Annotated in this window: 12 protein-coding genes; 10 read left to right on the plus strand and 2 right to left on the minus strand. The window is 36.8% G+C overall.

What is annotated here, in order from left to right; genetic code table 11:
- Window position 1 precedes the first annotated feature (1 nt).
- From AC6R0T_RS06170 to AC6R0T_RS06190, 5 genes are all read left to right on the plus strand, one after another.
- Window positions 2–736 carry a class I SAM-dependent DNA methyltransferase gene (locus AC6R0T_RS06170; protein WP_206904020.1) on the plus strand — a complete coding sequence of 245 codons (735 nt, stop codon included), beginning with the start codon at window positions 2–4 and terminating at the stop codon, window positions 734–736.
- A 107-nt stretch (window positions 737–843) separates the two neighbouring features.
- The gene (locus AC6R0T_RS06175) at window positions 844–2,007 is read left to right on the plus strand and encodes a nucleotidyltransferase (RefSeq protein ID WP_303754277.1); all 1,164 of its coding nucleotides are present in this window, start codon (window positions 844–846) and stop codon (window positions 2,005–2,007) included.
- A gap of 94 nt (window positions 2,008–2,101) precedes the next feature.
- Window positions 2,102–2,821 (plus strand): YebC/PmpR family DNA-binding transcriptional regulator, encoded by a 720-nt coding sequence (locus AC6R0T_RS06180; protein WP_206904022.1) that lies wholly within the window; start codon window positions 2,102–2,104, stop codon window positions 2,819–2,821.
- Between the two features lie 450 nt (window positions 2,822–3,271).
- Window positions 3,272–3,580: a hypothetical protein gene (locus tag AC6R0T_RS06185; RefSeq protein ID WP_206904023.1), complete on the plus strand. Its 309-nt coding sequence runs from the start codon at window positions 3,272–3,274 to the stop codon at window positions 3,578–3,580.
- A gap of 207 nt (window positions 3,581–3,787) precedes the next feature.
- Window positions 3,788–4,183: a DUF805 domain-containing protein gene (locus tag AC6R0T_RS06190; RefSeq protein ID WP_206904024.1), complete on the plus strand. Its 396-nt coding sequence runs from the start codon at window positions 3,788–3,790 to the stop codon at window positions 4,181–4,183.
- A 215-nt stretch (window positions 4,184–4,398) separates the two neighbouring features.
- Here AC6R0T_RS06190 and AC6R0T_RS06195 read toward each other — a convergent pair whose 3' ends face one another.
- Window positions 4,399–5,040: a DUF998 domain-containing protein gene (locus AC6R0T_RS06195; RefSeq protein ID WP_303754276.1), complete on the minus strand. Its 642-nt coding sequence runs from the start codon at window positions 5,038–5,040 to the stop codon at window positions 4,399–4,401.
- Between the two features lie 169 nt (window positions 5,041–5,209).
- On the opposite strand from AC6R0T_RS06195, the gene glpK reads away from it, so the two are divergent.
- Window positions 5,210–6,721: a glycerol kinase GlpK gene (gene glpK, locus AC6R0T_RS06200; RefSeq protein ID WP_303754275.1), complete on the plus strand. Its 1,512-nt coding sequence runs from the start codon at window positions 5,210–5,212 to the stop codon at window positions 6,719–6,721.
- A 96-nt stretch (window positions 6,722–6,817) separates the two neighbouring features.
- A complete protein-coding gene (locus AC6R0T_RS06205) occupies window positions 6,818–7,465 on the plus strand; it encodes a hypothetical protein (protein WP_303754274.1) in 648 nt (215 codons plus the stop codon).
- A gap of 82 nt (window positions 7,466–7,547) precedes the next feature.
- Here the strand turns inward: AC6R0T_RS06205 and helD are convergent, their stop codons facing one another.
- Window positions 7,548–9,827 (minus strand): RNA polymerase recycling motor HelD, encoded by a 2,280-nt coding sequence (helD, locus tag AC6R0T_RS06210; RefSeq protein ID WP_303754273.1) that lies wholly within the window; start codon window positions 9,825–9,827, stop codon window positions 7,548–7,550.
- 118 nt (window positions 9,828–9,945) lie between these two features.
- Here helD and AC6R0T_RS06215 point away from each other — a divergent pair, with 118 nt between their 5' ends.
- From AC6R0T_RS06215 to thmT, 3 genes are all read left to right on the plus strand, one after another.
- Entirely contained in the window at window positions 9,946–10,800 is an 855-nt protein-coding gene (locus tag AC6R0T_RS06215; RefSeq protein WP_303754272.1) for an aminoglycoside 6-adenylyltransferase, read from the plus strand.
- 116 nt (window positions 10,801–10,916) lie between these two features.
- A complete protein-coding gene (locus AC6R0T_RS06220; RefSeq protein WP_303754271.1) occupies window positions 10,917–12,725 on the plus strand; it encodes a heavy metal translocating P-type ATPase in 1,809 nt (602 codons plus the stop codon).
- Between the two features lie 230 nt (window positions 12,726–12,955).
- A complete protein-coding gene (thmT, locus tag AC6R0T_RS06225) occupies window positions 12,956–13,132 on the plus strand; it encodes a 2-hydroxymuconate tautomerase (protein ID WP_230708481.1) in 177 nt (58 codons plus the stop codon).
- Window positions 13,133–13,290: the final 158 nt, after the last annotated feature.

Genomic DNA, 13,290 nt, shown 5'->3' on the forward strand with positions numbered 1-13,290 from the left:
AATGACATATGAAACATTTGCTTTTGTTTATGATGAAGTGATGGATAAAAGTCTATATGAAAAATGGTATGAATTTTCAAAACGCCATTTAAAGCAAAAAAAACAATTACTAGAATTGGCATGTGGTACCGGGGCACTAGCCTGTCGCTTTGCCAAAGACGGTTATGATGTGACGGCTTTAGATTTATCGGAAGAAATGTTAATGATTGCAAGCCAACGAGCTTTTGAAGCAGATGTTTCGGTACAATTTATTGAAGGTGATATGCTGGATTTAAATGATATCGGCGAATACGAAGCTGTTACCTGCTTTTCAGATTCACTATGCTATATGCCAGATGAACAAGCCGTTCAACAAGTTTTTGATGGTGTCTATCAGCTGTTAAAAAAAGAGGGAATCTTCATTTTTGATGTTCACTCTCTTTATCAAATCAATGAAGTTTTTCCTGATTATAACTACCATTATCAAACCGATGAGTTTGCTTTTTTGTGGGAAAGCTATCAAGGAAAGCTACCTGATAGTATTGAACATTTTCTAACTTTTTTTGTCGCGCAAAACACAGAGTGCGATTTATTTGAACGCAGAGATGAGTTGCATAAAGAACGTACTTACTCATTGGAACTTTATCAAAGAATGTTGGAAAATGCTGGGTTTAATCAGATAGAGTGCTTTGGTGATTTCACCGATAGTCAGCCAAATGAAAAAACGCGCCGTTGGTTTTTTGTTTGTCAAAAATAAGTGAATACAAAATTATCCGGACGCAAGATATGGAACGTTTTAACATATCAGTCCGGTTATATTTGTTTATGTCATAATTACCTGTTTTAAAAAGAAAGGAAAGAAAAATGAAAGCTTGCGGTGTTATTGTTGAATACAATCCCTTTCATAATGGCCATCTTTATCATATCAAAACAGCCCGCAAGAAAAGTCAGGCGGACGTTGTCATTGCTGTAATGAGCGGAAATTTTTTGCAGCGAGGAGAGCCAGCGGTGGTGGATAAATGGCAAAGAGCAGATGCTGCACTGGCTCATGGTGTGGATTTAGTAATTGAATTACCCATTCAATACGCTTGCCAAGCAGCGGATATATTTGCAAAAGGCGGTATCAAAACGCTGGCAGCATTACAATGTGATAGTTTGTGCTTTGGAACTGATTATGATGCAACGTTTGATTATAATGCCTTTGGACAACTGTTGAATCGGCAGTCTGCTGAAATAAAGGCACTGTTTCAACGAAAGGCGGATCAAAAAAAGACGTATCCACAAATTATGCAAGAAGTTTATCAGGAACTGTTTAACCTACCGCAAGTTAATCAAATGTTGCCTAATCATATTTTGGGTTTGAGTTATGCCAAAGAAAATGCGCAGCTGAAAAATCCGATGAATTTAATTGCTATTAAAAGACAAAAAGCAGGTTATCACGATATTCAAATTACAGATGGAAAAATCGCCAGCGCTACAGCAATTCGCAAGCTACTTCAAGAAGATGGCGATATTTCTAATTTTGTACCAACCAAGACAAAACAAAGTGTAGAAAAATATTCTGTTGATTGGCATAACTTTTGGCCTTATTTACGTTACCGCTTAATGAGTAGTAGCCTAGAAGATTTATTAATCCTCTATCAAATGGAATCAGGGCTTGCCTTGAAAATGCAGCAAACTGCACTTAATACCACAGATTTTACGGATTTTTTGTCTCAAGTAAAATCAAAGCATTATACATTAACCCGGATTCAAAGACAGCTATGTTATATTTTGTTGAATATCACACGTGCTGAAATGCAGCTTGCTTGGTCAGATAATTATTTGCGTATACTCGGGTTTAACCGTAAAGGACAAAAGTATTTGAATCAACTTAAAAAAGTGACACCTTGGCCACTACTTGCAAAAATCGGCAAAAGTGGTGCCAATCAAGTCCCCTTAACTTTAAGAGCCGATGAAATTTATCGGTTGGCAAGTAAAGACATTAGCGAACAAAATTTTGGTCGAAGGCCTTTGAAATTGAATTGAGACTAAAAAATACTTCACAGGAAGCCTTCACACAAGTATAATGGAAAAGGACGTTTTTTCGTCAGTTGAATAATATAGAAACGGAAGTGAAAGTATGGGTCGTAAGTGGGCAAATATCGTCGCGAAAAAGACCGCAAAAGACGGTGCAAATAGTCGTGTTTATGCAAAATTTGGGATTGAAATCTACGCAGCAGCAAAATCAGGTGATCCTGATCCCCACGCCAACCAAAAATTACGTTTTGTTATCGAACGGGCGAAAACGTATAATGTGCCAAAACACATCATTGATCGTGCGATTGAAAAAGCAAAAGGATCTGGCGATGAAAATTATCAAGAGTTGCGTTATGAAGGCTTTGGGCCAAATGGTTCAATGGTAATCGTAGATGCCTTAACCAATAACGTTAATCGTACTGCTGCTGATGTTCGCGCTGCTTTTGGTAAAAATGGCGGGAATATGGGAGTATCTGGAGCTGTTAGTTACATGTTTGATAATACTGCGATTTTTGGTTTTGCCGGCGAAGATGCCGATGAAATTTTAGAATACCTAATGGAAAAAGACATTGATGTTCGCGATGTTACAAAAGAAGACGATCAAATCATCGTTTATGGGGAACCAGAGGACTTTAACAGTATTCAAGCAGCATTAAAGGAAAAAGGAATTGCTGAGTTTTCAGTAGCAGAAATTCAAATGATGCCTCAAAATGAAATCCAATTAACAGGCGAAGATTTAGAAAAATTTGAAAAAATGATCGATGCCTTAGACGATTTGGAAGATGTACAACAAATCTTCCACAATGTAGAATTGGACGATTAAGATAGTTAACATAGAATATAAAAGTTACGAATAGTTAAAAAGAGGACTACTAATTGATATGCTCCAATAACTAGAATTTAATTTTTCTTTGACCTAGTTAGGGGAGCTTATCAAAAAGTAGCTCTCTTTTTTTGTTTATTTAAATTTGCGTAACTGTTTTCCTTAATTGAAACTAAAAAAATTAAAAGGCTGTTAGCCAACCGATGCTAACAGCCTACAAAGGAGAAAATTTCAATATCATACCATGGAAAAAGAATAGCACGACAATTCGATGGATTCAACACTTCTAAGTTAAAAGAACAGCATTAGAACAATAAAAAAGTACATGCTTAGTGGTGTTATCCACAATAAGTACAAAAAGGCTAATTCATTTATAGAATTGATTTGAAAGAGGAGATTCTTGTCATATTTTTCTATCAAAGTGGTATGCTTTTACAAGGGGGAAAGATGATGGGAATAAAAAGTGTTCCGATTTTAGTTTTTGTTTATCTTGCATTTGCGATAGCGGGTAGATTTTTTAATAGTAGTGAAAAGAAAAAGGCTTTACTTGCAACGATTATCGTTAGAATAGCGCTATTTGTATTAGCTTTGTTTGCTACCTTTATAAAAGATATTCCAGAATTGGCCAGTGTATTTTTGAATGCCGACCTTAATTATGTCTCACCGCCAGATCTTGCTGTTTTGATTGGGATACCACTTTTACTGGTGGATATTGTCGATAGTGGGTTTAGTTGGAGTGATTTAAAAAAAGAAAAATAAAACGGCTCGTCAGATCAAATATTTGAAGCTAAAAATAAGTAAAAGACCGCTCCTGTTTGATTAAGTTAAAATAATTTGGACGCTATTTTAAGCTGATTTTTTTCAAGATAAAATCGCAAAAAGGAGGCAAACTCTAAATTAGCATATTTAAGCTTAATTTTTGACAACTTTTCCAAGCTTTGGGATAGTGGAATAGGAGGGGATAATATGATTCAAGCATATAAAGAATACTGGCATAATATGACTGTAATGAATGCCTCTGCAAAAAGAGGGCAATATTGGTGGCCACAACTCGTGAATTATTTGGTATTGGCACTTTACTCCATTCTAACTGGTGTTAGCCGTTATATAGAAATTACACCAGATGATGTGACGGTCATCAAAGAGTGGAACACGATTACGATCATTTTTATTTTATTAAATGCATTAATCTGGCTCGCTAATTTTACTGTACGAGCAAGACGCCTACATGATCGCAATCACAGCAATTGGTGGATTTTGTTTTACTTAATTCCAATAATCGGTACGATCGTTATTTTTATTACCCTAATTTTGCCAAGTAAATCCAATACACGTTGGCCTCAGAATCAGTCAGAATTTTAGGATGAAAAGCTAAAAAAAGCACCTGCAACATTTCACAGAGAAGTGTTGCAGGTGCTTTTTTGGTCTGGCGGCATAGAAGTATCCATTTTATTTTTCACAAGAAAAAATATTAATAGGACTACTTTAGCCCTTTTAAGCCCCTCAAACTGGCTTCTAAGCCTTAAGTCGAAATTTTTTATTGTTAGCAAGGCAACTGAGTGCAAGTAACTTTTTTATTATGCTGACTTGGTAAAAAGACTTTGTAGCGCGGCAATAAAATATGGCAAATATAAAAACCATAAGTTGAGCCGTTGCCATAATCCCCGGTGGGAAACTTGGAAGTGGCTAATAATTGGGATTTTTGGCATTGCAAATAAAAACATAAAAATCAAGGCGGCAATAAAAATAAGTGGTAATAAAATAATCATTACTGAATTTTTTTCTTTTTGATAGAGGAGAAATAAAAGTAATGTTCCCACTAAAAGTGCAACAAATCCTGCTCCTGAAGAGTAATTGTGAAGCAGTGAGGTGAAGTCTACTTCGCTGGAGTTAGCTGCTCGGTCGAAAATACCGGTAATAATACAGTCGCCAATACCAAACAAAATTACCATCAAAGAAAGAACAAACGCCAGTTGAGAATTTGTTTCTTTGAACCGCTGAAAGATAGCTGGGCCACTTAAGACAAAGAGAGTACCGTTAATAATTTCCCAGATTTTAAACGCCCATTTTGTCGGGCTGTCGGTTTCACCAAAGGTTGAGATGAGATCATTAATTTGACTATAATTGGGATAGTACTTCGCCAAAATAAAAGGGAGTGCGATCTCACTGACAATGGCTAATAACAATAAATAAAAGCCATATTCTTTTAACAATTTCATGTTAATCACTCCAATAATTCAATTTACTTACAAATAATATTTTAATCTTATTTGGTTAACTTGGAAACTAAAAAGACTTTGCGTAAGGGCTACCAAATCCTAATCGGAAAATTGTCAAATTGTGCTATACTATTAATGCTTTGAAGATAGAAAGAAAGAGGTTAATCGTGTGAAAGCAAAATACATTTTAGCGTTGGACCAAGGAACAACTAGTTCTCGGGCCATCATTTTTAATAAAGCAGGAAAAGCTGTGGTTAGTGCACAGCGGGAATTTCCTCAGATTTTTCCTAAAGCCGGCTGGGTAGAACACAATCCGGTTGAAATTTGGAATTCAATTCAGTCAGTGATTGCAGACGCCTTAATCGATGGCAATATTAAGCCGCATCAAATTGCAGCAATCGGGATTACCAATCAGCGGGAAACGACAGTAATCTGGGATAAAGAGACAGGAGAACCAATTTATAATGCGATTGTATGGCAGTCAAAGCAAACAAATGAAATTGCGGCAGCTTTAAAAGAAGCAGGTCATAGCGAAATGATTCAACAAAAGACTGGCCTTTTGATTGACTCTTATTTTTCGGCGACAAAGGTAAAATGGATTTTAGATAACGTTCGTGGTGCAAGAAAGCAGGCAGAAGAAGGTGCATTGTTATTTGGAACAATTGACACGTGGCTTTTGTGGAAATTAACTGGCGGTAAGGTTCACGTGACCGATTACACGAATGCCAGTCGAACAATGATGTTTAACATTCACGACTTGGGTTGGGATGAAGAAATTCTAAGTCTTTTGGATATTCCCAAAACATTATTGCCTGAAGTCCGTTCAAATTCTGAAATTTATGGTTACACAGACGATTATTTATTTTATGGTCAAAAAATCCCAATCGCAGGTATGGCCGGTGATCAACAAGCTGCGTTGTTTGGGCAGCAGGCTTTTGAAGTTGGCAATGTCAAAAATACGTATGGAACAGGTGCCTTTATCGTTATGAATACCGGCAGTGATGCAATCACTTCTCAAAATGGATTGCTGACGACCATTGGTTATGGAATTAACGGCAAAATTACTTATGCATTAGAAGGGAGTATTTTTGTTGCAGGTTCTGCTATTCAATGGTTACGCGACGGACTGCGTTTGTTTGATCAAGCGCCAGATTCTGAGACTTATGCCAGTCGCGTTAAAGATAGTGATAATGTGTATGTTGTTCCGGCTTTTACTGGATTAGGTGCACCTTATTGGGACCAAGAAGCGCGCGGTGCAATTTTTGGTTTGACTCGTGGTACAACAAAAGAACATTTAATTCGTGCAACACTGGAGTCATTAGCTTATCAAACTTGTGACGTTGTCAAAACGATGGCAGAAGATGCCAAAACACCGATTACCATTTTAAAAGTTGACGGTGGCGCCTCAAAAAATGAGCTGTTATTGCAATTTCAAGCAGATATTTTACAAACGCCAGTTGAAAGAGCCAGCTATCTAGAAACTACGGCTTTAGGAGTAGCTTATTTAGCCGGTCTTGCTGTTGGTTTTTGGCAAGACTTAGATGAATTGCAAACATTTCAAGCGCAGGGAAAATCCTTTGAACCAAAAATGGCAAAAGAAATTTGCGAAAATTTATATGCAGGGTGGCAAGAGGCAGTAAATGCTACTATGGGCTTTAAGCATCGACCATTAGAAAAATAACGTTTTTTTCCCAGACTAGTTAGCAAGTACTTGTATTTGAAAAAAATATGGTATACTAATTGAGTGGAAACGTTATCTTTAAGGTGGTGGAAATCTTTGGAAAAAATTAGTTTAGAACCCTTTGATCGCATTTTAAGTGATTACCAACAAAAGGCAGAATTAGCCGTCTCGGTTAGTGATTGTTCAACTTTAGCACGGAGGTGTCAAAGTTTTGGTGTCGATGGCTATCGCTTGGGGGATTTTCGAGGCGCGGGTTATTTAAATCGTTATGTTTACTATTCTGTAACCCAAGCACCCATGTTAATCTATCGTAAAAAATATTTAATTCCCTTAGTATTCCGCCATAATCCAGAAAGTTATGAACTTTTTTCGGAAGAGTATCGTTTGGAGAGTTTTTTCATTTTATTAGCATGGTATTTAAAAAATGAACCGCAAAAAGTCATCTTACAGGATTACGAAAAGGTAAAAAATAAGCGTCTGTATCATGAATTTACTGTAATTGACAGTGCTTTTTTAGTTTTTCGTCTATCGGAGATTTTAGATGCGGCTGGTTTGCCAATAAGTCATTGTGCTAACCTTTCTACCTTTAAAGAATGGAACAAGCAACATCGACTATTAGATAACGGACTGGTTGGTCGCCACGCAAAAATCTTTGATGAAGAAGATAAAAAGCAATACTCAGAATTAAAAATGATTTTGCAATTAATTCAATTGAAATATCCCAAAACGAAATTATTCATATAAAAAAACCCAAACCTATTGCTAGCAGCTGCGAAAAATTTCGGCAGTGCTTTGTCATTGGTTTGGGTTTTTACGGCTAAAATAGTTATAAGACGATTTTATTAAAGGTTAAAGGATCGGCTGTATCAAAAAATGGCGAGAGAACTTCCGGGCTTATCACCGTTAATTCATGCATTGCCCGCGTTGCAATCGTATAGAAAATTAAACGATCTTGTGGTGTTTTGAAACTTTCATCTACTTGCCAAGCATAGACGCGATCAAATTCTAATCCCTTTGCCAAATAGGCCGGAATAATCATAATACGACGTTTCATAAAGTCTTCTTCAGAAACAATTAATTGAATTTCTTTTTGTAAATCTTGATCTAGCGCATGATACAAGTTCACGCAGTCTTGACTAGTGCGGCAAATAATGGCGGTACGCCAGTATTTGGCTTTTGCTTCATTTGCTTTTAGATCATTTTTTAAATAAGTCAAACATTGCTGTTCATTAAAGCCTGTAACAAGCGTCGGTAGATCACCTTTTCTGGCGGTCAACTCCACAGTATCATCTTCAGATAAAAACTGATTGGCAAAATCGGTAATTTCTTTGGTTGAACGATAACTAGTGGTTAGCTGATAACGGGTAACTGCTTGATCTGAAAAAAGATCAGCTAAATTTCCCACAATTGTTTCATTACCAAAAACTTTTTGATTTAAATCACCACATAAAGTCAGATTAGCCTGCGGGTATAATTCTCGCAAAAGGGCTACTTGCGCAGGGGGAAAGTCTTGCATTTCGTCAATAAAAATAAAGCGTGCTTGTACAGGTAAGTCGACTGGGCGCAATCCTTTTAACAATAAAAAGAACAAAACTGCGTCTTCTTGTTTTAAAAGACGATTTTTTAACAGCCTGCGCGTTTCTTCAATGCTTTTTTGCCACTGGGTTAGATCAACGTGGTGAGCTGATAAAACTTTCTTTGGAATACTTTGTAAAAAGTGGAGGTATTGCTTTGAAAAGTTAATAAATTGAAATCGCTTGATGCTTCTTACCATGCTACGAAAATGGCGCTTAACAATTTGCTTTTTGATTTGATTCCGTAATTTTCGTTCATTTTCTTCAGAATCGGTTAAATTCGGATGGTCAGCAAAGTATTGTTGTAATTCTTCTTCTGCAGCATCTTTCACCCAGCTTTTTTTCGCTTCATCTTTTTGTAAACCGCCAACTTTTTTTAGCAGTTTTGTTTGTAAAAGTTGTGTTCGTTGATAAAGCGGTAAGTTAGGATTTGTTTCTTCGTACCAATTGCGCATTTGTTTTGTGGAAATTAAAGTTTGCCCATTAATTTTAAGATTGCGGAACAAAGGACCTAATTGTGTAATTTTTTGAATGTAATTCTTACTTGCTTTAACTAAGACCAAACTACTTTTAAGGCGTTCACTTTGTTTTTCATTACCAGTTAAAAAGACAGTTTCTTGTTCTGCTTCTTTTTCAATTGTAAAATTTGGTAATAATTGATCCATAAAGGCACGAAATGTCCGCGTTGGAACTGTACTTTCTCCTAATGAAGGCAAAACCATAGAAATATAGTCAGAAAATAAGTGATTTGGTGAAAACAAGAGTACCTGTTCATCAGCTAACCATTTGCGATTGCGATATAATAAAAATGCAATTCGCTGTAAGAGTGCTGACGTTTTACCGCTACCAGCAATTCCTTCAATTAACATTATCTTACTGGTGGTATCGCGGATAATTTTGTTTTGCGCTTTTTGAATGGTGGAGACAATATTTTTCATCTGAGAAGAAGAAGCTTCATCTAGAATTTCTAATAAAAACTCATCGTTGATTACTTCTGATGTGTCTACCATCGAAAGCATTTTACCCGCTTGAATTTTAAATTGCCGCTTAAGTAAAAGTTCTACTTCATAACGATCGTGGTCAGTTTCGTAAAAGGCAGGCCCTAATTCACCTTCATAGTAAAGATTGGCAATTGGCGCGCGCCAATCAATGACGATGGTTTCTTGGTTTTTATCCCGTAAAGAAGCGATTCCAAGATAAAGTGTTTCTTTGCCTACTTTGCCCTCAGTAAAATCTATTCGAGCAAAGTAGGGATTGTCTTTCATAGTAGCCAAAGTTTTTAAACGTTTTCCTTGGCTTTCAGCAGTGTGGTATTTTAATAATAGTTCTTGTTCATGTTGGCGATATTCAATTGCAGATTCGTAAAATGCTTCGTCTGAGCCACCACGAATTTGATGGTCGGCTACTTCTTTTAGTTCGGCTTGCATTTTGCCACTTAATTGTTGTTGTTGTTCTTTAATTAATTGTTGCTCGTTGTAAATAAGCGCAATTGTCCATTCGACATGTTGCTGCTCTTTGGCACGTTCATCCATAAAACAAGCCTCCGTTTCGTAAAAGTGTGATAAAAAATCACGCCATAAAATTATAGCACAGTTTTCGGGTTGAAAAAAAGACTGGGCATTGGAAACTTTGAAAAGAAAGGATAAGAAAATGCGTACTGAAAAAGAAATGTATGATTTGATTTTAAATATTGCCAAATCCCAACCACAAGTTAAAGCCGTAGCGCTGACTGGTTCCAGAGTAAATCCCAATGCTACAAAAGATAGCTTTCAAGATTATGATGTTGTTTATTTAGTTGATGAAAAAAAGGCACTACTGCGTGATAGAAGTTGGTTAGAAAATTTTGGTAAAAGATTAATTATGCAATGTCCTGAAGAAATGACCTTATTTCCTGCCACATTAGGGGCTTGTTTTACATTTTTAATGTTGTTTTTGGATGGGAATCGCATCGATTTAACTTTGTGTCCCATAAAAAATAAAGAGGAATGGTTAACCCAGGAAAAAATCGTAAAAACGCTTTGGGATCCCACGCATCTTTTGCCTACATTTTCACAAAATAGTAAGACACCTTATTTTGTAAAAAAACCTACTCAAGCAGAATTTTTAGATTGTTGTAACGAATTTTGGTGGGTATCTACTTATGTGGTGAAGGGACTGTGGCGCCAAGAAAATCTTTATGCAATCGATCATCTCTATGGAACTTGTCAAAAGGAGTTACGCCGCTTACTCACTTGGCAAGTTGCCTTAAAGTACAATGATAAAATTGATACCGGTAAAAATGATAAGTATTTACTACATTTTTTACAAGCGGATGTTTCTCAAAATTTAATGGGATTATTTGATTTTACTACGCTGGCAAAAACATGGGAGAGCCTTTTTGCAACGCAACAATTATTTCAACAAAATGCAATAAGCTATGCAGAGAAATGTGGCTTTTCATATGATTTACAAACTGCTGAAAATGTCTTAGATTACTGTAAACAATGGTATCCTGGTAATTTATAAATCTAATTGTAAATGATTATTTGTTTCAGTTAGCACTTTTTCATTTCTATTTTAAGCTAAGAAAGCTATCCTTTAATTGAGGCTTACAGTAGTAAGTGGGAAGGTGGGGAATGAAAATGAGTCATTTTAAAAAATTTTTCTTAACATTAGTAGTAGGTGCGTTTGCCCTCTTCTTTGAATTTATTTTAAAACAAGGGCAATGGGCTTATCTTTTAGTCACGATTGTAGGTGGCGTTATGGCCTTGACCATGTTAATTGAAATGATTAAGACCTTGCGCTCTGGTCGTTACGGAGTAGATATTTTAGCGATTACTGCGATTGTTGCAACATTAGCAGTTGGCGAATATTGGGCTAGCTTGATGATTTTGATTATGTTAACAGGTGGCGATAGTCTAGAAGATTACGCGAGTCGGCAAGCAGGACGGGAATTACAATCTTTATTAGACAATTCGCCGCAAATCGCTCACCGTAAAATTGGTGAGCGCTTAGAAGATTTAACGTTAGATAAAGTGCAAGTCAACGATGTTTTAGTTGTAAAACCACATGAAATCGTACCTGTTGACGGAGAGGCATTACAAGCTGGAAGTGTTGATGAATCTTCTTTAACAGGAGAATCCCGACCAGTTGATAAAAATATTGGGGATGAAATTATGTCAGGTTCTGTGAATGGAGAAGGCACACTGCTCTATAAAGTAACCTCATTAGCAGAAGACTCCCAGTACCAGCAAATTGTCAAGCTGGTGAAAGAATCTCAGGAAAAACCGGCTCATTTTGTCCGGATGGCAGATCGCTACGCAGTTCCGTTTACGGCGGTTGCCTATTTAATTGGAGGTATTGCTTGGTTTGTGACCAAAGATCCGGTTCGTTTTGCAGAAGTCTTAGTTGTAGCTTCTCCTTGCCCGTTGATTTTAGCAGCGCCCGTTGCTTTAGTTGCTGGAATGAGTCGCTCCAGCCGTAATGGGATCGTAGTAAAAACGGGCACGACAGTTGAAAAGCTAGCCGCAGCCAAAACTATTGCCTTTGATAAAACTGGGACGATTACAAAAGGTCAATTAACTGTTGAAAAAATAAATCCAGTCGCTGGTTTTTCTGAAGATAAATTTTTGAGCTACTTGGCCAGTGCCGAACAAGAATCATTGCATATCCTGGCCCGTTCTCTTGTATCTTATGCGCAAAAACGTGTGCCACTAGTGCCGGTTACAAATTTGGAAGAAGTAGTCGGTTCTGGTGTAAAAGGTGAAATAAATGGGCAAGTAATTAAAATTGGGCGTGCTGATTTTGCGCATGGGGCTGTTCAAGCGGGGGACAAAACGATGATTTTTGCTTCTTTAGATGATCAATACATCGGTAGTGTAACTTTTACAGATGAAATAAGACCTGAAGCGCAAAAAACAATCGCGCAATTACGTTCTTTAGGTGTCGATAATGAAATTATGTTAACTGGAGATCGCAAAAAAATTGCAGAGTCGACTGCTACTGAAGTTGGCATTCAGGCAGTCTTTGCTGAGTGTTTACCACAAGATAAAATTAATGTCTTAAAAAATATAGCAAAAACTGAGCGTCCATTAATTATGGTTGGCGATGGCATTAATGATGCGCCCGCCTTAGCGATTGCCGATGTTGGAATTGCGATGGGGGCACATGGATCTTCTGCCGCTTCGGAGAGCGCAGACGCTGTTATTTTGAAAGATGATTTAAGCCGTGTTGCCACAGCAGTGGAAGTCGCACAAGATACGATGAAAATTGCGCGTCAGTCAGTTTTGATTGGTATTTTTATCTGTGTGGGTTTAATGCTGATTGCAAGCACTGGTGTAATCCCAGCATTAATTGGGGCAATGTTACAAGAGGTTGTTGACACCGTTTCAATTTTGAGTGCTTTGCGGGCTAAAAATGATCGAAAGCCAGTAAAGGATAAAGCACAATAAAAAATAATAAAACCTTTTGTGAAAGAATATGAAGTCGTCTTTTACAACTAGTTACAAGACGGATAAGAGGATAATATACGGCTAAGTCGCGCATAAATAAAAAAGGTTGTCAACTTCTAAAATATATCTCAAAAGCAATGCATTGTATCTAAACAATTCGGGTTTTATAGGAGACATTTCTTTTAGTTTATGGTTAAAATAAAGGTAATTAAAAAAAGGAAGTGAAAGATATGCCATTTGTTCACATTGAATTAGTTGAAGGCCGCAGTAAAGAACAATTAGCTGCAATGATGAAAGACGTCACAGAAGCAGTCCATAAAAATACAGGGGCCCCAAAAGAACACATCCACGTTATTATAAATGAAATGAAAAAAGGGACTTATGCCGTAAATGGTGAATTTAAGTAAGTTCATTCTTGCATTTTTCAAAAAGAAGTGTTTAAATAAAAACAACTTATTAAAGCCAACTGACTTTGAGAGTCTGTAACAGAGAGGAAAACAATTGCTGAAAGTTTTCTAGCAGAAAACCAAATGATGACCACTTTATGAACTCCTGATTAATCTCA

The organism is Enterococcus sp. S86.2, from assembly GCF_059834485.2.

Coding starts and splice junctions, on each gene's coding strand:
- AC6R0T_RS06170 (WP_206904020.1), top strand. CDS start 2: ATGACATATGAAACATTTGCTTTTGTTTATGATGAAGTGATGGATAAA.
- AC6R0T_RS06175 (WP_303754277.1), top strand. CDS start 844: ATGAAAGCTTGCGGTGTTATTGTTGAATACAATCCCTTTCATAATGGC.
- AC6R0T_RS06180 (WP_206904022.1), top strand. CDS start 2,102: ATGGGTCGTAAGTGGGCAAATATCGTCGCGAAAAAGACCGCAAAAGAC.
- AC6R0T_RS06185 (WP_206904023.1), top strand. CDS start 3,272: ATGGGAATAAAAAGTGTTCCGATTTTAGTTTTTGTTTATCTTGCATTT.
- AC6R0T_RS06190 (WP_206904024.1), top strand. CDS start 3,788: ATGATTCAAGCATATAAAGAATACTGGCATAATATGACTGTAATGAAT.
- AC6R0T_RS06195 (WP_303754276.1), bottom strand. CDS start 5,040: ATGAAATTGTTAAAAGAATATGGCTTTTATTTATTGTTATTAGCCATT.
- helD (WP_303754273.1), bottom strand. CDS start 9,827: ATGGATGAACGTGCCAAAGAGCAGCAACATGTCGAATGGACAATTGCG.
- AC6R0T_RS06215 (WP_303754272.1), top strand. CDS start 9,946: ATGCGTACTGAAAAAGAAATGTATGATTTGATTTTAAATATTGCCAAA.
- AC6R0T_RS06220 (WP_303754271.1), top strand. CDS start 10,917: ATGAGTCATTTTAAAAAATTTTTCTTAACATTAGTAGTAGGTGCGTTT.
- thmT (WP_230708481.1), top strand. CDS start 12,956: ATGCCATTTGTTCACATTGAATTAGTTGAAGGCCGCAGTAAAGAACAA.